Below are 20868 nucleotides of genomic sequence, written 5' to 3'. Positions count from 1 at the left end.
ATATTCCTACGCTCCCGGCTCATGGACCTCATGCTTCCAGCACCGCAGGACCCGCATCCCGCGCCCCAGGTCGCCGTCGTCGTCATCGGGTACGACGACGCCGCCCATGTGGCCGACGCCGTGCGTTCGGCGCTCCGTCAGGGGCCCGCCGTCGGTGAGGTGATCGCCGTGGACGACTGCTCCACGGACGGCAGCGCCGAGCTGCTGGAGCGGCTGGCCGAGCACGACCCCCGGCTGCGCGTCGTACGCCGGAGCGAGAACAGCGGCGGCTGCGGCACCCCGCGCAACACCGGGATCGACGCGGTGACGCTGCCGTACGTGATGTTCCTGGACAGCGACGACGTGCTGCCCACGGGTGCGGTGGACGCGCTGCTGCGGGCGGCCGTCGCGGCGGACGCCCAGGTGACGTCCGGGCTGTGCGTGCGCCGCGAGCTGCCCTCGGGGCGCGAGCAGCCCTGGCAGCCGACGCTGTACGCGGCGCCCGCGGTCTTCGCGCGCCCCTCCGAACGCCCCCGGCTGGTGGACGACACGCTGTGCGTCAACAAGCTGTACCTGACCTCGTTCCTGCGCGAGCACGACATCCGCTTCCCCGAAGGCCGTTTCCTCTACGAGGACTTCGTCTTCACCGCGCGCGTGCTGGCCGCCGCGCCGCGCGTCGCGCTCGTCCCGGACCGGGTCTACACGTGGAACGTGCGCCGCTCCGCCGACCGGCTCTCGCTCTCCCTGGACCGGGACGGGATCGACAACTGGCGCTCCCGCACCCGCGCCTGCGCCCTGGCGCACGAGATCCTGCTGAGCGCGGGCCAGAAGGTGCTGGCGCGAGCCGCCCGGGTGAAGTTCCTCGACCATGAACTGCGGATGTACGTGCGCGAGTTGCACCTGCGCAGCGCGGAGTACCGGCGCGCCTGGTGGGAGCACACGCGGGAGTTCCTCGGGCACTACGACGCCGCCGACTGGGAGCCCAACCCCGCGGCACCGGGCCGGCTCGTCGGCCGGGTGATCATGGAGTGTCCGGAGCCCGCCGACCTGCCCCGGCTGCGGGAGCTGGCCGCGCGACCGGCCCGCCTCCTGCCGCCGTACGCCCGCGCCGCGGACGGCACGCCGATCTGGTCGGCCGCGCTGCCGCAGGTGAACCTGGCCCCGCTGCTGACCCGTCCGGCGAGCGGGCTCCCCGTCGCGGTGGACGCCGAACTCCTGGTCCGGACGCGCACGTCCCGGCTGCGGCTGCGCCTGCACGAGCTGTACGGCAGGGTCGCCGAGGCGGAGCCGCTCGCGGTGACCGTGGAGTGGCGCTTCCGCGCGACGGGCCGCGTCGCACGGCGCTCCACGGTCCCCTTCGCGCCCACGGCCCCCGACCTGTGGACGGCCGAGACCCCGGTGGACCTCACCGCGCTGGGCGCGGGCGTCTGGGACCTCTGCCTCACCCTGCACTTCAAGGACGGCCCCAGCCGCGAGGCCACGGCCCACGCCCGCAGCTCCCCGCACCTGCGCCGCCGCGCCCTGCCCAACCCGCACCATCTGCTGCTGCTCGCCCACCCCTACGCCACCCACTCCGGCGCCCTGGCGCTGCGCGTGGCCACGGGTCCGCTCGGGGCGGCGCGGGTCGCCAAGGGCAGGCTCCAGCGCATACTGCGCTGACCGTGCGCGCCGCGCCGCGCCCTCAGAGCACCTTGAGCGCCCCGGCCGTGGCGCGGGCCAGGCTCGCCAGATAGCCCTTGGGCGGTTTCGGCGCGCGGATGACCACCGCGCGCCAGTACAGCGGCCCGGAGATCAGGTCAAGGGCCAGGTCGGGGTCGACACCCGGGGCGACCTCGCCGCGCTGCTCCGCCGCCGCGAGAATCCGGCTGGCGACGCTCTCCTGGCCGTCCCGCAGAGCCTTCTGGAAGGCGTCGGCCATCTCGGGCGTCCGCGCGGCCTCGGCCTGGAGGTCGGGGATGATCTGCGAGACCACGGGGTGGCGCAGCGCGCGCGAGGTGACCTCGTACAGCAGGCGCAGGTCGCCCTCCAGGGAGCCGGTGTCCGGGACCGGCAGGCCGAGGACGGCCATCGCGGAGACCACGTCGAGCACCAGGTGCAGCTTGGAGCGCCAGCGCCGGTAGACGGCCGTCTTGCCCACTCCGGCCCGCCGGGCGATGCCCTCGATGGACATGCGGGCGTACCCGACGGCCGCCAGTTCCTCGAAGACGGCCGCACGGATGGCCTCGGTCACGTCCTCCCGGAGCACGGCGGCCCCGGCCGGAGCACGGCGGCGCGGCCGCGCCGGGGGTTCGTCGGCGTTGGTGGTCATGCGCCCAGCATAGGGCGTGACGACGAAACGGTTGCGTTGCGACGTCGCTTGGGCCTACGCTCGCGTTGCGACGATACGGTCCCGTTCCGACGTAAGAGAACGTGAAGAGAAGCGTAGGTAAACGCCGGGCGACGACCACGCCCCGGCGCGGGCCGGGCGAGCGCACCCCCCTCCCCCCGAGCGAAAGCAGCGGATGTGAGCCAGGTCCTCGACACACCGCCCCCGACCCGGGCCCCGGCCGACGACACCGACCTCGCGGCCCTGGCCGCCCGGCACGGCCTCACGGTCAGCGGCGCCCGCCCCTCCGTCCCGGCCTACGTCCGCCAGTTGTGGGCGCGGCGCCACTTCATCACCGCGTTCGCCACCGCCAAGCTCACCGCCCAGTACAGCCAGGCGAAGCTCGGCCAGGTCTGGCAGGTGATGACCCCGCTGCTGAACGCGGCGGTCTACTACTTCATCTTCGGCGTGCTCCTCGGCACCAAGCACGGCGTCCCGGACTACATCCCGTTCCTGGTCACCGGCGTGTTCGTGTGGACGTTCACGCAGAGCTCGATCATGGCGGGCACCCGGGCCATCTCCGGCAACCTCGGCCTGGTCCGCGCCCTGCACTTCCCGCGCGCCGCGCTGCCGATCTCGTTCTGCCTCCAGCAGTTGCAGCAGTTGCTGTTCTCCATGGCCGCGCTGCTCGTCATCCTGCTGTGCGCGGGCGTGCCGGTGTCACTGTCCTGGCTGCTCGCGATCCCCGCGCTGTGCCTGCAGTTCACGTTCAACGCGGGCGTGGCGATGGCCATGGCCCGGCTCGGCGCGAAGACCCCGGACATCGCCCAGCTGATGCCGTTCGTGCTGCGCACCTGGATGTACGTCTCCGGGGTGATGTGGAGCATCGGCAAGCTCACCAAGGACAAGGGCCTGCCGCACGCGGTCATCGTCCTGCTGGAGACCAACCCGTCCGCCGTGTACATCGACCTCATGCGGTTCGCGCTGATCGACAGCTTCCACGCGAGCCAGCTCCCGCCGCACGTGTGGGCGGCGGCGATCGGGTGGGCCGTCGTCGCCGGGGTCGGCGGATTCATCTACTTCTGGAAGGCTGAGGAGACCTACGGCCGTGGCTGAGCAGACCGACGCGCAGGAGCAGGTCTCCGCGCACAGCGAGAAGATCCCCACCGTCGTCGCCGACCGGGTGGACATCGTCTACCGGGTCAACGGCACCGGCGCGGGCCGTGGCTCGGCCACCGCCGCCCTCAACCGCATCCTGCGCCGCGAGCAGGCGGAGAAGGCGGCGGGCGTGCGCCGCGTCCACGCGGTCAAGAAGGTGTCCTTCGTCGCGTACCGGGGCGAGGCCATCGGCCTGATCGGCACCAACGGCTCGGGCAAGTCCACCCTGCTCAAGGCGGTCGCCGGCCTGCTCCCGGTGGAGAACGGCCACATCTACACCGGCGGCCAGCCCTCCCTGCTCGGTGTCAACGCGGCCCTGATGAACGACCTGACCGGCGAGCGGAACGTGCACCTCGGCGGGCTCGCGATGGGCATGTCGCGCGAGCAGGTCCGGGAGCGCTACCAGGACATCGTCGACTTCTCCGGGATCAACGAGAAGGGCGACTTCATCACGCTCCCGATGCGGACGTACTCCTCCGGCATGGCCGCGCGCCTGCGCTTCTCCATCGCCGCCGCCAAGGACCACGACGTGCTGCTGATCGACGAGGCGCTGGCCACCGGCGACCGTTCCTTCCAGAAGCGCTCCGAGGCCCGCATCCGCGAGCTGCGCAAGCACGCGGGCACGGTCTTCCTGGTGAGTCACAACAACAAGTCCATCCGCGACACCTGCGAACGGGTGCTCTGGCTGGAGCGCGGGGAGCTGCGCATGGACGGGCCCACCGAGGAGGTGCTCAAGGAGTACGAGGCCTTCACGGGTGACAAGGGCGACAAGAAGGCGAAGAAGCCCGCACCCAAGCCCGCTCCCGCGAAACCATAGGGGCCGGGAAGCCGTCTTCCGGGGTAAGAGGGGGTGAAGGCGTCGCGCCTTCGTTGACCCCGGTCGCGATTATCCCTTTCATCGCTCTAATGACAGTATGTTATGAAAGGTGCCCTCTCTGAGACGACGAGCCGAAGGAGTCCTCCGCGATGCCTCACCTCAGCCTGATCGTCTACGGGCCGAACACCCAGGGGCATCTGACGGAGCTGCTCGACTCGCTGGCGACCCACCCGCTCCCGGACGCCGAGGTGATCGTCGCCGCCGTCGGTGACTGGGCCCTGGAGACCGCCGAGGGGCACACCCCCGAGACGGTCACCGTGCCGCTGCCCGAGGGCACCACCGACGCGGCGGCCCGGGCGGCGGGGGCCGCGCGGGCCCAGGGCCGCTGGCTGCAGTTCGTGCACGCGAAGGACGGCGTACCCGCCGGAACGCCCCGGCTGGTCGCCGAGCGCACCGCCGAACTCGACCGGAGCGGCGAACACGCCGACGTCCTGCTCCTCGACCACGTCACCACCACCTGGCGCACCACCGCCGCCCCCTCCCGCGACGGCCGCGTCCTGGCCGCCGCCGGACGCTCCGTCCTCACCCTGGACGAGAATCCGGGCCTGCTGCGCCTGGAGCCCCTCCTCGGCACCCACGTGCTCAGCACCGCGTTCTGGCGGGCCCTCGAGGACGCCCTCACCACCGACGACGAAGCCCGCGTCGCCCACACCGCCCTGCTCCGCGCCGACCGCGTCGCCTGCCTCAACCAGGTGGCGTACGAGAACCGCGAGCTGCGCCCCGAGAGCCTGCCCCCGCTCGCCCCCGAGTCCCGGCTCGCGCTGGTCGACCGCTACGAGTCGCTGCTCCCGCTCACCGAGGGCCGCGGCGCCGTCCGCGCGGTGCTCTACGACCTGATGGTCCGCGACCTGCTGCGCACCTTCGCCCGCGAGGACATGCCCGAGCCCGTCGCGCGCGCCTTCTTCGCCCGCGCCTCGCAGGCCGCCGTCCGCTGGCGCCCCGAGGGCCATCAGCGCCCGGGCGGTCTTGAGGGCGTACGCCACACGCTGCTCGAAGAGGGCGCCTACACCCGCTACCGCGCCTTCCAGGCCGCCAACCGCACCCGGCGCGCCGCCAAGAAGGCCGTCCGCGCCCGCAAGCGCCAGGCGGGCGCCAAGCTCCGCGACCACTACTACCGCAGGGCGCTCGCCCGCCCGGTCGACCCCGACCTGGCCGTCTTCTCCGCCTACTGGGACCGGGGCGTGGCCTGCAACCCGGCCGCCATCGCCGCCAAGCTCGCCGAACTCGCCCCGCACATCCGCGCGGTGTGGGTGGTGAGCAAGGAGAACGAGGCCCTGCTGCCCGCCGGCACCGACCACGTGATCCCCGGCACCCGGAGCTACTGGGAGACGCTGGCCACCGCCAAGTACCTGGTCAACAACGTCAACTTCCCCAACGCGGTGGTCAAACGGCCCGACGCGATCCACCTCCAGACCCACCACGGCACCCCGCTCAAGCGCATGGGCCTGGACCAGCGCGACCACCCGGCCGCCGCCCAGGGCCTGGACTTCGCCGCCCTGCTGTCGCGGATCGACAAGTGGGACTACAGCATCAGCGCCAACAGCCACACCACCCGCATGTGGGAGCGCGCCTACCCGGCCCGCTACACCTCGCTGGACCACGGCTATCCGCGCAACGACGTCTTCTACACCGCGACCGCCGCCGACGTGCGCGCCGCCCGCGAGCGCCTCGGCATCCCGCCCGGCCGCACCGCCGTCCTCTACGCGCCCACCCACCGCGACTACGAGGCCGGGTTCACCCCCCGCCTCGACCTCGCCACCCTGGCCGACCGGCTCGGCGAGGACACCGTCCTGCTGGTGCGCGCCCACTACTTCTACGGCGGCGCCGCCTCCCCGCTCAGCGGTCTGCGCCGCTCCGGCCGGATCATCGACGTCTCCTCCTACGACCCGGTCGAGGAGCTGTGCCTCGCGGCGGACGCGCTGGTCACGGACTACTCGTCGATCATGTTCGACTACGCCAACCTGGACCGCCCGATCGTCGTCTACGCCGACGACTGGGAGACCTACCGCACCACGCGTGGCGTCTACTTCGACCTGATGGCCGAGGCGCCGGGGCACGTCGCCCGCACCCAGGAGGAGCTGACCGAGATCCTCACCTCCGGCGCCTGGCGCGACGAGAACGCGGCGAAGGCACGCACCGCCTTCCGGCGCCGGTTCTGCGAGTTCGACGACGGCCGCGCCGCCGAGCGGGTCGTGCGCCGGGTGTTCCTCGGCGAGCCCGAGGAGGCGCTCCCGCCCGTGCTCCCGCCGGAGGAACGCACCCCCGCCCCGACCCCCGAGGAGGCCCAAGGATGACGACCCCCGATGTCACGGTCACCGTCATCAGCTACAACGACGCGGCCCGGCTGCCCCGCGCGGTCGCCTCCCTGCGCGCACAGACCCACCGGAACATCGAGATCGTCATCAGCGACGACCACTCCACCGACGACACCCCCGAGGTGGCCCGGGGGCTCGCGGCGGAGGACTCCCGCATCCGCTACCTGCGGCTGCCCGAGAACAGCGGCGGGTGCAGCGCCCCGCGCAACCGCGCCATCGACATCGCCCGCGCTCCGTATCTGATGTTCCTCGACAGCGACGACGAACTCCCGCCCCGCGCGGTCGAGCTGCTTCTCGCCGCGCACCGCGAGCGCGAGGTCGACTTCACCATGGGCGCGGTGACCCGGGTCCGCGTGGACAGCGGCCGGCGCACCACCTGGATGCCCCACCTGGTCGGCGAGCACCGCACCCTGGACGGCATCGCCGCCGACCCCCGGCTGCTCTTCGAGCACCTGTCGACCAGCAAGATGTACGCCCGCGCCTTCCTCGACCGGCACGAGCTGCGCTTCCCCGAGGGCATCCACTACGAGGACCAGCTCTTCTCCGCGCAGGCGTACTGCCTGGCCGAGGCGTTCACGATCATCCCGGACCCGGTCTACACCTGGTACATCGAGCCCTACGCGGCCGCCGCCTCCGCGTCCATCTCCAACCAGCGGCACAAGATCTCCAACGTGGCCGACCGGGTGCACGTCCAGCGCCTGATCGACGACTTCCTGGTGGAGAGCGGGCACGCGGAACTGCGTGAGGACAAGGACTACAAGTTCCTCAAGCACGACTTCCGGATGTACGCGGGCGACCTGCCCTACCGCGACGACGAGTGGCTCTCCGCCTTCGCCGAGATCATGAACCCGTACCTCGACAGCCTCGCCGACGGCGCCTTCACCCGGCTCCCCCGGGCCGAGCGGGTCGTCCTGGAGCTGCTGCGCGAGGGACGCCTGGACGACCTGCGGCTCGCCGCGCGCGGCCTCGGCCAGCCGGTGGCGCCGAGGGAGGTCACCACCGACAGCACGGGCAGCTACTGGGGCGGTGCGGTGCCGTCCTCCGCGCGGGGGCGCCGCGAGCTGGACGTGTCCGACCTGGAGCTGGAGACCCGGCCGTTCCCCAGCGCGTACTTCCGCCACGAGATCACCGAGCTGACGCCCGGCCCCGGCGCGACGCTCACCCTCACCGTGCGCACCTACGACCCCGGGCTGCGGCTGCCCGTCGGACCGCAGCGGGCGGGACTGCTGCTGACCCCGGGCAAGCGGCGGATGACGGTGCCCTTCCGGCTCGATCCGGTCCGGCCCGGTGTGTTCGAGGGCCGGGTGCGGGTGGATCTGAGCGAGGCTCGACTGCCGGTGCAGGGGTTCGCGGGGGTGCGGCATCCGCTGGTGCGGCTCCAGCAGCAGGGGCTCGCCAACGGGGGGCTGCTGCTGGCCCCGCTGGCGTTCCCCGCGCTGACGGCTCGCGTGGAGTACCGGTCGGGTACGGCGCCGCACGAGGTGGTCGTGGAGCCGGAGGGGCGGGGGGCGGGGCGGTTGCAGGTACGGTGGCGGCCGGTTGGCACGGCGTTGCTTCTGCAGCGGGTGGTGCGGCGGGTCGATCACCCTCGGGTTCGGGGGGCGGCGCGGCTTGTGTCGAGTGTGCTGCGGTAGTTCCCCGGGTGCGAAGGCATGAGTTCTCGGGTGCGGGTGCGTGGTGGCTTGTCGCGCAGTTCCCCGCGCCCCGGAAAACTCACAGCTCCCCTCGTATCAAGGCTCGACCTTGTACAGGACCTGGCCTGCCGGTCCCCTCGTCACCTCTTTCAGCCAGGGTTCCGCCGTGTCCGGTGAGCCGATCACCCAGTGGACCCCGTACCGGCGGGCTATGGCCAGGCGGGTCGCGGAGCCGGTCGTGGGGGCGTAGTAGCGGGTGACCGCTTCGTCACGGCCCGTTTCGTCCGGGAGGAAGAAGTCGGGGTAGCCGGGGGCCACGGTGTAGGGGCCGTAGGCGGGGATCTGGCGGGACGGGGTGGTGCGGGCCATCACCACGTCGCCGTAGCGGACCCAGGGGGTGATCCAGTGGTAACCGACCCAGGGGGTGCGGTACTTGGCGGCGACCGGGGCCGGGAGGTCGGTACGGTCGATCACATAGCCGAGCGTGCCCGCCTGCGCCCACGCGCCGACCCCGAGGGCCACTCCGAGCAGGCAGGCCCAGATCAGCCGTACCCTCCGGCGTGACGCCGAGACGGTCTCCAGCGCGGCCGCGAGCTGGGCCGGGATGAGGGCGGCGGGCAGGGCGCGGCCCCAGGAGTAGTGGCCGGTGAGGCCGCCCGCCACGAAGAGCAGCACGCCGAGGACGAAGAAGAGGACCAGGACGTCCCGGTGGTCCCGGCGCCCGCGGAACACCAGGGCGACCACGCCGAGCAGGACCAGGCCGAAGCGGGGCAGCAGGTCGCTGTAGAGGGGGCGGTGGATCGCCTCCAGGTCGGCGCCCGCCGAGAACAGGGCGAAGAAGTCGTAGTACGGCCAGAGCGCGAGCAGCACGATGCCCGCCACCAGGGCCGCGCCCAGGCGCGGCAGAGTCGCGCGGGCGGGGCGGGCCGCGAGGACTACGGCGAGGGCGCCGAGGGAGGCGACCACGCCGGAGAACTGGTGGCACAGCAGGATCAGCGCCCAGAGGAGACCGAGTCCGATCCAGGCGGGCCAGCCGGTGTCGGCGCGCAGCGCCCGCGTGAGCCAGGCCCAGAAGTGGAAGGAGAGCCCGAGCGCGAGCACGCTGGGGTACGACACCGTCAGGGCCAGGGAGTTGAGGCCGAGAAAGCCGCTCCAGTTGAAGACGTCCGGGCCCCACAGGAAGACCACGCAGAGGATCGCGAGCGCGGGGGCGGCGCGGTGGTCGCTCAGGGTGCGGACGTAGCGCCAGACGCCGCTGAGGAGCAGCGCGAGCCCGACGAGGGCGCCGATCCGGAGCACCACGAACACCGACAGGCCGGTGACGCGGGCAAGCAGTCCCAGCAGCAGCATCCACGGCGAGTAGTAGGGGCTCGGGGTGTCGGCGTCGACCAGCGGGTTGCCGGGGTTGAGCAGGCTGTGCCGCAGCCGCTGCACGGTCGCCGCGTGCATCCCTAGGTCACCGGCCCAGGGCAGCCGGACGATCACCAGGAGCATGAGCACCAGGACGAGCGCGGCGGCGGCCCAGGGCAGCGCGCGGCCGGCGCTCGCCGGGCTAGGCGGGGCGGCGCGCATCGGGCCGGGCCTCGGTGCGGTTCAAGGTCACAGGCACAGGCCAGACCTTATCCGAAAAGGACCGATTAGCAGGAAACGGTAAATTCGCCACAGGTTTCTCCCTAACCGGGGGCAAGAACACGGATGCCCCGGAACCGTTTCTCCGGGTTCCGGGGCATCCTGTGTCGTCTCGCGTCAGGAGTGCGTACGCAGCAGCGTCCGCATCGTGCGCATCGCCACCGACAGGTTGGCGAGGTCGAACGCGTCCGAGCTGCGGATCTCCTCCAGGGTGGAGCGCGCCCGGCTCAGGATCGGCGCGTTCTTCTCCTCCCATGCCTTGAAGCGCTGTTCGGGCGTCGAGGTGCCGTTGCCCACCGCGAGCACGTCCGCCGTGAGGGCGGCGTGGGCCGCGTAGAGGTCCTCACGGATGGAGGCGCGGGCCATGGACTGCCAGCGATCCGCGCGGGGCAGCTCGATGATGCGGTCCATGAGCTGCGTGATGTGCAGCCGGTCGGCGAGGTCGTAGTAGACCTCGGCGACATCGAGCGGCTCCTTGCCCATGCGGTCGGCCACCGAGACGATGTCCAGCGCCGGGAAGGCGGAGGAGAACCCGGCGACGCGCGTGGCGAGTTCGTCCGGGACACCGGCCGCGGACAGCTCGTCGTACACGTGCTGGTACCACTCCAGGTCCGCGCCGCGCAGCAGCTTCGGGAGCTGCTGCCAGACCTGCTCGACGCGCGCCGCGAAGAACTCGACGGTCTCGGCGAGCTGGAGCGGCTGCGGCCGGTTGTTGAGCAGCCAGCGGGTGCCGCGCTCGACCAGGCGGCGCGAGTGCAGCCGGATGCGGGTCTGGACGGCCGCGTCGACCTTGTTGTCCAGCTCCTCCACCGCGTCCCACACCGGCGCCGAGCAGAAGATCGCGCGGGCCGCGGTCTGGGCGCGGACGATCTCCTCCAGGGAGGCCCCGGTCTCCTCGCGCAGACGGTGCAGATAGGTCGTACCGCCCGTGTTCACCGTGTCGTTGACCAGCACGGTCGTGGTGATCTCGCGGCGCAGGGGGTGGGTGTCGATGGACTCCGCGAACCGCTCGCGCAGCGCCGACGGGAAGTAGGCGTGCAGCAGGGTGCGCAGATACGGGTCGTCGGGCAGCGAGGTGCGCAGCAGCTCCTCGGCGACCGTGATCTTCGTGTACGCCAGCAGGACGGCGGTCTCGGGGCTGGTGAGCCCCTGCCCCTGGGCCAGCCGCTCGCGGATCTGACGGTCGGTGGGCAGGAACTCCAGCGCCCGGTCGAGGTGACCCTCGCGCACCAGGTGGCGGATGAAGCGGGCCTGCGCGTGCAGCATGTCCTTGGACTGCGCGAGCGCGTTGGCCAGGGCGGTGTTCTGCGCGTAGTTGTTGCGCAGGACCAGGGAGCCGACCTCGTCCGTCATCTCCGCGAGCAGCTTGTTGCGCTGCTTGACGGTCATGTCGCCGTCGGTCACCAGGCCGTTGAGCAGGATCTTGATGTTCACCTCGTGGTCGGAGGTGTCCACACCGGCGCTGTTGTCGATCGCGTCGGTGTTGATCCGGCCGCCCTGGAGGGCGAACTCGATGCGGCCGAGCTGGGTCAGACCCAGGTTGCCGCCCTCGCCGACGACCTTGACGCGCAGGTCGGCGCCGTCGACGCGGATGGCGTCGTTGGCCTTGTCGCCGACGTCCGCGTTGGACTCCGCCGAGGACTTCACGTAGGTGCCGATGCCGCCGTTCCACAGCAGGTCGACCGGCGACTGGAGGATCGCCTTCATCAGGTCGGCCGGGGTCATCTTGGAGATCTTCTCCTCGATGCCCAGCGCCTCGCGGATGTGGCTGTTGAGCGGGATCGACTTGGCGCTGCGCGGGAAGATCCCGCCGCCCGCCGACAGCAGCGAGGTGTCGTAGTCGGCCCAGCTCGAACGGGGCAGCTCGAACAGGCGGCGGCGCTCGGCGTAGGAGGTGGCCGCGTCCGGGTTCGGGTCGATGAAGATGTGCCGGTGGTCAAAGGCGGCGACCAGGCGGATGTGCTCGGAGAGCAACATGCCGTTGCCGAACACGTCACCGGACATGTCACCGATGCCGACGACCGTGAAGTCCTCGGACTGCGTGTCCACGCCCAGCTCGCGGAAGTGCCGCTTGACGGACTCCCAGGCGCCGCGCGCGGTGATGCCCATGCCCTTGTGGTCGTAGCCCGCCGAGCCGCCGGAGGCGAAGGCGTCCCCGAGCCAGAAGTCGTACTCCCCGGCGACGCCGTTGGCGATGTCGGAGAACGTCGCGGTGCCCTTGTCGGCCGCGACGACCAGGTAGGTGTCCTCGCCGTCGTGGCGGACCACGTCCTGCGGCGGGACGACCTCGCCGGCCACCATGTTGTCGGTGATGTCGAGCAGCGCCGAGATGAACGTCTTGTAGCTGGCGATGCCCTCGGCCAGCCACGCGTCCCGGTCCACGCTCGGGTCGGGGAGCTGCTTGGCGACGAAGCCGCCCTTGGCGCCCACCGGCACGATGACGGTGTTCTTCACCATCTGCGCCTTGACCAGGCCGAGGATCTCGGTGCGGAAGTCCTCGCGCCGGTCCGACCAGCGCAAGCCGCCGCGCGCGACCTTGCCGAAGCGCAGGTGCACGCCCTCCACGCGCGGCGAGTACACCCAGATCTCGTACGCCGGGCGCGGCGCGGGCAGGTCCGGGATGGCGCGCGGGTCGAACTTCATGGAGACGTAGTCGTGCGGCTTGCCGCCCTCGGTCTCCTGGAAGAAGTTGGTGCGCAGGGTCGCCTTGATGACGGTCAGGAAGGAGCGCAGGATGCGGTCCTCGTCCAGGCTCGCCACCTGGTCGAGCGCGGCGTCCAGCTCCTCCAGGAGCGCGTCGGTGATCTCCAGACCGGCCGTCTGCCGGTCCGGGGACATCCGCGCCTCGAAAAGGGAGACCAGCAGCCGGGTGGTGTGGACGTTGTTGCGGAGGGTGTCCTCCATGTAGTCCTGGCTGAAGGTGGAGCCCGCCTGGCGCAGGTACTTGGCGTACGCGCGCAGCACCATCGCCTGCCGCCAGGTCAGCCCGGCGCTCAGGACGAGGGAGTTGAAGCCGTCGTTCTCCGCCTGGCCGGTCCAGGTCGCGGCGAACGCCTCCTGGAACCGCTCGCGGCCGTCCTCGCCGAGGTGGTCGCCGCCGCCCGCGGGCTTCGGCATCCGCAGGCCGAAGTCGTAGACCCAGGCGGTGGTGCGGTCGGCGCGGCGCAGCTCGTAGGGGCGCTCGTCGACGACCTCGACGCCGAGCCGGTTGAGGACCGGCAGCACGGCGGAGAGGGAGACCGCGTCGCCCGTGCGGTAGATCTTGAAGCGGCGCTCGCCGGGGGCGGCGCCCACCGGCTCGTACAGGCTCAGCGCGAAGTCGCCGCCGTCCTTGCCGTCCTTGCCGTCCTTCTGGTTCAGCCGCTCCAGGTGGACCAGGTCGGCCACGGCCGCGCGCGGGGTGTGGTCGGCCTTGTAGCCCTCGGGGAAGGCGTTGCCGTGCTGGTAGCGGCGCAGCAGCTCGGCGGCGCGCTCCTCGCCGCACTCGGCGTTCAGCGCCTCGGTGAAGCCGTCCGCCCAGGAGCGGGTGGCCTCGACCAGGCGGGCCTCGATGCGCTCCTTGTCGGCGTCGGAGAGCTGGGGCAGCTCGGTGCCCTGCGGGACGCGGACGACGAAGTGCAGCCGGGAGAGGATCGACTCGGTGTTCCAGGCGGTGAAATCGACGCTGGTGCCGCCCAGCTCCTCCTTGAGGATGTCGATGATCCGCAGCCGGACGCCGGTGGTGTAGCGGTCGCGCGGGAGGTAGACGAGGGCCGAGTAGTAGCGGCCGTACTCGTCCTGGCGCAGGTAGAGCCGCAGGCGGCGGCGCTCCTGGAGGTAGAGCACGCTGGTCGCGATGGACTGCAGCTCGTCGACCGGGGTCTGGAACAGCTCGTCGCGCGGGTAGGTCTCCAGGATCTGGAGCAGGTCGCGGCCGTCGTGGCTGTTGGGCGAGAACCCGGCGCGCTCCAGGACCTCCTCGACCTTGCGGCGGATGACCGGCACGCGGCGCACCGACTCGGTGTACGCGGCGGAGGAGAACAGGCCGAGGAACCGGCGCTCGCCGACCACGTTGCCCTTGGCGTCGAACTTCTTGACGCCGATGTAGTCCAGGTAGGACGGGCGGTGCACGGTGGCGCGGCTGTTGGCCTTGGTCAGCACGAGCAGGCGGTGCTCGCGGGCCTTGGCGCGGGCGTCGGCCGGGAGCCGCTCGAAGGAGGGGCTGACCGGGTGCTCGTCCTGCTCGGAGTGGTGCGGGTCGGAGCGCAGGATGCCGAGGCCGGTGCCGGGCACGGCACTGAGCGAGTCGTCGCCGCGGAGCTGGTACTCGCGGTAGCCGAGGAAGGTGAAGTGGTCGGCGGAGAGCCAGCGCAGCAGCTCGCGGGCCTCCTCGGCCTCCGGTCCGGGCAGGTCGGCGGGGCGGGGCTCGCTCTCCAGGCCGTCCGCGATCCGGACCGCGGTCTCCCGCATCTTCTCCCAGTCCTCGACGGCCTCGCGGACGTCGGACAGGACGCGGAGCAGGTCGGCGGAGATCTGCTTGAGGTCGGCGCGGTCGGTCTCGCGGTCGATCTCGACGTGGATCCAGGACTCGACGTGCGCGTCGTGGGGCAGCTCGGCGCCGGGGGCCGGCTTGGGCAGCACCTCGATGAGCTTGCCGGTCACGTCCCGGCGCACGACGAACTGCGGGTGGATCACGACGTGGATGCCGCGGCCCTGACGGGTCAGCTCATTGGTGACCGAGTCGACCAGGAAGGGCATGTCGTCGGTGACGACCTCCACCACGGTGTGGCTGCACGTCCACCCGTTCTCTTCCACGCTCGGGGTGTGCACCCGCACGTTGGCGGTGCCCTGCGGGCGGTTCTCGGCGAGCCGGTAGTGGGAGACAGCGGCACCGAAGGCGTCGACCGGGTCGCGGTCGGTGAGGTCCTCGGGGGCCGTGTGCAGGTAGTAGCGCTGGAGGAACGCGAGCACGGACTCGCTGTCGGGGGCCTCGCTCGTGGTCCCGGTCGGTAGGTGCCCCCCGACCGGACTGTTCTCAGCTACCCGGGCCGCCCGATCGAGCAGCTCGGCCTTGGCTTCGTCCAGCTTGGTCTGCATTGTCCTCTGGCTCCTGTCGCGCGCCGTTGCGTGACGTAGAAGGAAGTACGGTCTCTTTCCCTCCGGTATGACGCCACGGCCCGGGGTGTCCGGTCCGTTCCGACGCTATGCCGCGAGGTGAGATGGGCGGGAGGAATTCGGCCATTGTCGACGCGTCTGTCGGGTGCGACGCTGCGCCCAGTGCCGACGTGTCCCGTGCCGATCCCGGCGTCCTGGAGGCTTCGGCGCCCCTGTCGCGCCCGCGAAGACCAGCGACCGCCGCCCGGTCACGGAGGTGTTCCGTGCGAACCGGGCGCAGGGCAGGGGCCGTGGCGCCCCCGCGAGATATCGCGCTGATCACGCCACAAGGCTATCGCTCCTGACCCCGGGCCCGTCATGAGCCGTATGTGTACAAAACCGGGGGGTGAAGTTTGACGTTCTGCACAGCGCCGCGCGGGCCGGGGGGCGGCTATGCCGCTATTCGGTGCGCCTCTTCGACCGCCTCGGCCAGGGTGTCCACCACCGGCACACCGGCCTCGCGGAGGCTGGCCGGGCCGTGGGAGCCGCCGGTGTACAGCACCGCCCGCGCGCCCACGTGGCGGGCCGCCAGCGCGTCGTCCACCGCGTCGCCGATGACGACGGTGCGCTCCGGCGCCACCAGGTCCTCCAGCGACTTCAGGTGGCGGACCATGTGCTCGGCCTTGGAGCCCCCCGAGGGGCCCGTGCGTCCGTCGATCCGCAGGAAGTGGGCCTCGATGCCGAAGCCGCGCACCAGCGGCAGCAGCTCCTCGTGGCCGTACATGCTCAGCAGCGACTGGCTGTGCCCCGCCGACCGCCAGCCCGCGAGCAGGTCGGCCGCGCCCTCGGTCAGGCCGCAGCGCGTCCGCCACTCGGTGTAGTGCCGGTGGAAGGCGCCGTCCATCACGTCCCACTCGGCCTCGGTCGGCAGCCGGCCGAGCAGCCGCTCGTAGAACCTCGGCACCGGGACGCAGTACAGCGCGCGGTACGTCTCCAGCGTGATCGGCTCAAGGCCCAGCTCGGCGAAGGCCGCGTTCGTCGCCCCGATGATCGCGTCGATGTCGTGGAACAGGGTGCCGTTCCAGTCCCAGACGATGTGCGCGTTCCCCTGCTTCCCCATGTCCGAAACCGTACCCACTCCCACTGACAATCGGACATCCGCGGTGTATCGCCGCAGGTCAGGTGGGGGTCAAGGCGGGGTCAGGCGGAGGTCGGAACGGGGTCAGGCGGAGGTCAGGGCATGGTCAGGACCCGCGGACGAGGCTGGGGATCTCCTGCGTGGCGTACCAGAGCAGCTCGTGGTGGTCGGCCGTCTCCACCGCCGCCAGGTCGTGGTCGTCCCCGGCGTCCGCCTCCGCGAGCGCCGCCGCGGCCGCGGCCACGTCTGCCTCGGCGTCCTCGGCGTCGGCGTGCACCGCGGCCGCCTTGGCGAGCGGCACCTCGGCGGTGACCATGACCTCGCCCAGCTCGGCCGGCTCCGCGTCGCGGTCGAGGCCGGGCTTGACGGCGCGGTCCGGTACGTCGGCGGCGACCACGACCCGTCGCGGGGTGGCCGACTGGTCGGCCGCGAGCAGCCGCAGCGAGGCGAGGGCGGCCTGGCCGAGCGCCGCGTACTCCAGCTCCTCCATGTCCTCCGAGCCGCACCACTGGCGCAGCTCGGGCGTGACGGCGTAGGCGACGAAGGAGCCGGTGCCCAGCACCCCCGTGCGGTGCGCCTCGGCGAGCCCGGGCAGGGTCAGGGGTACGTAGACGCGCATTCCGGCCGCTCTTTTCCTGGTCAGAGGCTCTGCTGAATGGGCCTCCAGAATACGTGCGCCCGTCCTCTTTCGGGCGCCCGCCCACCTGCCCGGAGGCGTCCACCCCACGCCCCGGACGTCACCCGGTCCCGCCCCGAGCCCTCGGGCTTTCCACCTCGTGCCGTCACCCGGATAAGTGAACATTCCGGCCCTCCGCCACGGCCCCCGCGCTCCTTGCCGACCCGGCAGCCGCCCCCGTACAAGATCCCCACCACCGAGTTACCGCCCGGTATCCCGGGCCGCTCCCGAACGGGGACCCCCACATGAACAAGGTCATGAGCCGCAAACCCCACCCCCGCCACCGCCCCCCGACCCGCCAGGACCCCAGCCGCCCCGGCTCGCCCCCGCCCCGCACTCCGCTGCGCCCTCGCCCGAAGGCGACGGTCCAGGGCGTGACGGGCGCCCTGGAACCCCTGACGACCCCGCACACGGCCCGGCAGGCTGCGGCCCACGCGGACACCACGGCGCCCGGCACGGCGGCGCACGCGGGAAGTCCGACGCCAGGGACGGCGCCCTACCCGGCCACCCCCGCGCCCAGGCGGGCTGCCCCGTCGGGCGCCGCGGCCCCCGGCATCACCGCACGGGCTCCCCGGCCGGCCCTCAGCGCCACGGCCCCCGGCCCCGTGACCTCCGTCCCCGCCGACCGGCCACGCCCACAGCCCCGCCCCACCGACCTCTTCGCCGACCGCCTCGTAGCCGTTCTCAGCGGGCAGCGCCCCGTGCACTGGATGCTGCGGCACACCGCCGGGCAGGCGTACGACGATCTCGCGCGGCTTGCCGAGCGGAATCCGTTGCGGGCGCCCGGGGTTCGGCCCGTCGTCAGTGATCTCGGGTACTTCGTGCCGAGGGACGGCGCGCTGGAGGTGTTCGCGCGGGTCGCCGCCGGGGACCGGCTGCGGGCGCTGGCGTTCCGGCTGGAGCGCGGGCGGGACCTGCGGTGGCGCTGCACCGCCGTGGAGCTGGCGGGCCCCCGCCTCGCGCGCGGGGACACCGGCTGAACCCCGGACACGGCGAAGGGCCGGACCTCTCACGAAGAGAGACCCGGCCCCGGACGTCACCGGCTCGGCCGAACCTGCCGTTCAGGCCGCCGGCGGGCGACCGTCACTTCTTGCGACGACCCCGCGCCTTCGCCTGCTTGCGACGCTCCGCGCGCGTGAGGCCGTCGGCCTCCGAGCGCACCGGCTCGTCGTCCTCGAGGTCGCGCTCGACCACGCCGCCCTCGCCGTCCACCGTGGGCGCGGAGAAGTGCAGTTCGCGCCGCTGCGGAACGTCCAGCCCCTTGGCCCGGATCTCCGGGCGGGCACCCGCGGGAACCTGCGCGGGCACGATGTCCTGCACGCCCCCGCCGACCGGCTCGACGGCCTGGACCTCGACCTCCTCGACCTGCTGCTCGACCTGGACCTCCAGGTTGAACAGGTAGCCGACGGACTCCTCCTTGATGCCCTCCATCATGGCGGTGAACATGTCGAAGCCCTCCCGCTGGTACTCCACCAGCGGGTCCTTCTGCGCCATCGCGCGCAGACCGATGCCCTCCTGGAGGTAGTCCATCTCGTAGAGGTGCTCGCGCCACTTGCGGTCCAGGACCGACAGCACGACCCGCCGCTCCAGCTCACGCATGATCTCGGAGCCGAGCTGCTCCTCGCGCGCCTCGTACTGCGCGCGGATGTCGTCCTTGATGGACTCGGAGATGAACTCGGCGGTCAGACCGGCGCGGTCGCCCGCGGCGTCCTCCAGCTCCTCGATGGTGACCTTCACCGGGTAGAGCTGCCGGAAGGCACCCCACAGCCGGTCCAGGTCCCAGTCCTCGGGGAACCCGTCGGCGGTCTCGGCGGCGACGTACGCGTCGATCGTGTCGTCCATGAAGTGCTGCACCTGCTCCTGCAGGTCCTCGCCCTCCAGGACGCGGCGGCGCTCGCCGTAGATGACCTCGCGCTGCCGGTTGAGCACCTCGTCGTACTTCAGGACGTTCTTACGGGTCTCGAAGTTCTGCTGCTCGACCTGCGACTGCGCGGACGCGATCGCACGGGTCACCATCTTGTTCTCGATCGGCACGTCGTCCGGGACGTTCGCCATCGCCATCACGCGCTCGACCATGGCGGCCTTGAACAGGCGCATCAGGTCGTCGCCGAGGGAGAGGTAGAACCGGGACTCGCCGGGGTCGCCCTGACGGCCGGAACGGCCGCGGAGCTGGTTGTCGATACGGCGCGACTCGTGCCGCTCGGTGCCGAGCACGTAGAGACCGCCGCTGCGCTCGACCTCCTCCTTCTCGGCCTTGACCGCCTGCTCGGCGCGGGCCAGCGCGGCGGGCAGCGCGGCCGCCCACTCCTCGATGTGCTCCTCGGGGTCCAGACCGATCTGGCGCAGCTCCGCCTCGGCGAGGTCCTCGGGGTTGCCGCCGAGCTTGATGTCCGTACCACGCCCCGCCATGTTCGTGGCGACGGTGACGGCGCCCTTGCGGCCCGCCTGGGCGACGATCGACGCCTCACGCTCGTGGTGCTTGGCGTTCAGCACCTCGTGCTGGATGCCGCGCTTGCTGAGCTGCTGGGAGAGGTACTCCGACTTCTCGACGGACGTGGTGCCGACGAGGATCGGCTGGCCCTTCTCGTGCTTCTCGGCGATGTCGTCGACGACCGCCTCGAACTTGGCCACCTCGGTGCGGTAGATCAGGTCGGACTGGTCCTTGCGGACGAGCGCCCGGTTGGTGGGGATGGGCACCACGCCGAGCTTGTAGATCTGGTGGAACTCGGCGGCCTCGGTCATCGCCGTACCGGTCATGCCGGAGAGCTTGTCGTAGAGGCGGAAGAAGTTCTGCAGGGTGATCGTGGCGAGGGTCTGGTTCTCGTCCTTGATGTCCACCCCTTCCTTCGCCTCGATCGCCTGGTGCATACCCTCGTTGTAGCGGCGGCCGGCGAGGATACGGCCGGTGTGCTCGTCGACGATCATGACCTCGCCGTCGATGACGACGTAGTCCTTGTCCTTCTTGAACAGTTCCTTCGCCTTGATGGCGTTGTTCAGGTAACCGACGAGCGGGGTGTTCACCGACTCGTAGAGGTTGTCGATGCCCAGCCAGTCCTCGACCTTGGACACGCCGGACTCGTGGATGGCGACGGTGCGCTTCTTCTCGTCGACGTCGTAGTCGCCGGTCTCCTCCACGCCCTTGAGCGGGTTGCCGGGCTCGCCGCGCTTGAGGCGGGTGACCAGCTTCGCGAAGTCGCCGTACCACTTGGTGGCCTGGTCGGCCGGGCCGGAGATGATCAGCGGCGTACGGGCCTCGTCGATGAGGATCGAGTCGACCTCGTCGACGATGGCGAAGTTGTGGCCGCGCTGCACCAGCTCGTCCTGCGACCACGCCATGTTGTCGCGCAGGTAGTCGAAGCCGAACTCGTTGTTCGTGCCGTAGGTGATGTCGCACGCGTACTGCTCGCGGCGCTGGGCCGGGGTCATGTTGGCCAGGATGCAGCCGACCTCGAGACCCAGGAAGCGGTGGACGCGGCCCATCATCTCGGAGTCGCGCTCGGCCAGGTAGTCGTTCACCGTGATGAGGTGGACGCCGTCTCCGGAGAGCGCGTTCAGATAAGCGGGGAGGGTGCCGACGAGGGTCTTGCCCTCACCGGTCTTCATCTCGGCCACGTAACCGAGGTGGAGCGCGGCGCCGCCCATGAGCTGGACGTCGTAGTGCCGCTGGCCGAGGACGCGCTTGGCGGCCTCACGGACGGTGGCGAACGCCTCGGGGAGCAGGTCGTCCAGGCTCTCACCGTCGGCGTACCGCTGCTTGTACTCGTCGGTGAGGGCCCGCAGCTCGGCGTCGGAGAGGTCCACGAAGTCCTCTTCGATGGAGTTGACCTGGTCCGCGATGCGGTGCAGCTTGCGCAGGATCTTGCCTTCGCCTGCACGCATGATCTTCGAGAGGACGGACACGGGGGGTGGTCTCCTTGCCGGTCGGGCCTGGGACGGTCTGTTTTCCATGTGACTTGCTGAGCAACGGCCATCGTATGCGAGGACCCCGGCGTGCCGGGAGGGCCTGGCGACCCGGTGCGCGCCTCACTGTGGACAACGGACGAACACACCGGATAGTGCCGCGCCGGATCGCGGATTTGCGCGA

General features: G+C 71.5%; 12 protein-coding genes. 6 read left to right on the top strand and 6 right to left on the bottom strand.

The features are described from left to right. The first annotated feature begins 21 nt into the window (after positions 1 to 21). On the top strand, positions 22 to 1638 hold the full coding sequence (locus ACWEEU_RS13175) for a glycosyltransferase family 2 protein (RefSeq protein WP_451731643.1): 1617 nt from the start codon (positions 22 to 24) through the stop codon (positions 1636 to 1638). Between the two features lie 22 nt (positions 1639 to 1660). Here ACWEEU_RS13175 and ACWEEU_RS13170 read toward each other — a convergent pair whose 3' ends face one another. Continuing rightward, on the bottom strand, positions 1661 to 2287 hold the full coding sequence (locus tag ACWEEU_RS13170; RefSeq protein WP_385743755.1) for a TetR/AcrR family transcriptional regulator: 627 nt from the start codon (positions 2285 to 2287) through the stop codon (positions 1661 to 1663). Between the two features lie 195 nt (positions 2288 to 2482). On the opposite strand from ACWEEU_RS13170, the gene ACWEEU_RS13165 reads away from it, so the two are divergent. From ACWEEU_RS13165 to ACWEEU_RS13150, 4 genes are all read left to right on the top strand, one after another. Continuing rightward, entirely contained in the window at positions 2483 to 3400 is a 918-nt protein-coding gene (locus ACWEEU_RS13165; RefSeq protein ID WP_385743753.1) for an ABC transporter permease, read from the top strand. Further along, positions 3393 to 4259, top strand: coding sequence for an ABC transporter ATP-binding protein (locus tag ACWEEU_RS13160; RefSeq protein ID WP_199588139.1), 867 nt, complete (start codon positions 3393 to 3395; stop codon positions 4257 to 4259). Before ACWEEU_RS13165 ends, ACWEEU_RS13160 begins: the two co-directional genes overlap by 8 nt. Before the next feature lie 149 nt (positions 4260 to 4408). Next, a complete protein-coding gene (locus tag ACWEEU_RS13155; protein ID WP_451731638.1) occupies positions 4409 to 6613 on the top strand; it encodes a CDP-glycerol glycerophosphotransferase family protein in 2205 nt (734 codons plus the stop codon). Further along, positions 6610 to 8268, top strand: coding sequence for a glycosyltransferase family 2 protein (locus ACWEEU_RS13150; protein WP_451731636.1), 1659 nt, complete (start codon positions 6610 to 6612; stop codon positions 8266 to 8268). Before ACWEEU_RS13155 ends, ACWEEU_RS13150 begins: the two co-directional genes overlap by 4 nt. 96 nt (positions 8269 to 8364) lie before the next feature. Here ACWEEU_RS13150 and ACWEEU_RS13145 read toward each other — a convergent pair whose 3' ends face one another. The 4 genes from ACWEEU_RS13145 to ACWEEU_RS13130 form a co-directional block, all read right to left on the bottom strand. After that, positions 8365 to 9840 carry a hypothetical protein gene (locus ACWEEU_RS13145; RefSeq protein ID WP_451731633.1) on the bottom strand — a complete coding sequence of 492 codons (1476 nt, stop codon included), beginning with the start codon at positions 9838 to 9840 and terminating at the stop codon, positions 8365 to 8367. A 174-nt stretch (positions 9841 to 10014) separates the two neighbouring features. Beyond that, positions 10015 to 14973 carry an NAD-glutamate dehydrogenase gene (locus tag ACWEEU_RS13140; RefSeq protein WP_451731630.1) on the bottom strand — a complete coding sequence of 1653 codons (4959 nt, stop codon included), beginning with the start codon at positions 14971 to 14973 and terminating at the stop codon, positions 10015 to 10017. 448 nt (positions 14974 to 15421) lie between these two features. Further along, positions 15422 to 16090: an HAD family hydrolase gene (locus ACWEEU_RS13135; protein ID WP_451731627.1), complete on the bottom strand. Its 669-nt coding sequence runs from the start codon at positions 16088 to 16090 to the stop codon at positions 15422 to 15424. Positions 16091 to 16214: 124 nt separating this feature from the next. Next, complete coding sequence (locus tag ACWEEU_RS13130; protein ID WP_385743741.1) at positions 16215 to 16727, bottom strand: DUF6912 family protein; 513 nt, start codon at positions 16725 to 16727, stop codon at positions 16215 to 16217. Positions 16728 to 17041: 314 nt separating this feature from the next. On the opposite strand from ACWEEU_RS13130, the gene ACWEEU_RS13125 reads away from it, so the two are divergent. Next, the gene (locus ACWEEU_RS13125; protein WP_451731624.1) at positions 17042 to 17764 is read left to right on the top strand and encodes an Rv3235 family protein; all 723 of its coding nucleotides are present in this window, start codon (positions 17042 to 17044) and stop codon (positions 17762 to 17764) included. A 103-nt stretch (positions 17765 to 17867) separates the two neighbouring features. On the opposite strand, the gene secA is transcribed toward ACWEEU_RS13125, so the two are convergent. Beyond that, positions 17868 to 20684, bottom strand: a complete 2817-nt coding sequence (gene secA, locus ACWEEU_RS13120) for a preprotein translocase subunit SecA (protein WP_385743737.1) — start codon at positions 20682 to 20684, stop codon at positions 17868 to 17870. Positions 20685 to 20868 lie beyond the last annotated feature (184 nt).

It is taken from the genome of Streptomyces sp. NPDC005004 (assembly GCF_053600675.1).
The sequence above is the reverse complement of the archived record's forward strand: the minus strand, read 5'-3'. Positions and strand labels throughout refer to the sequence as shown.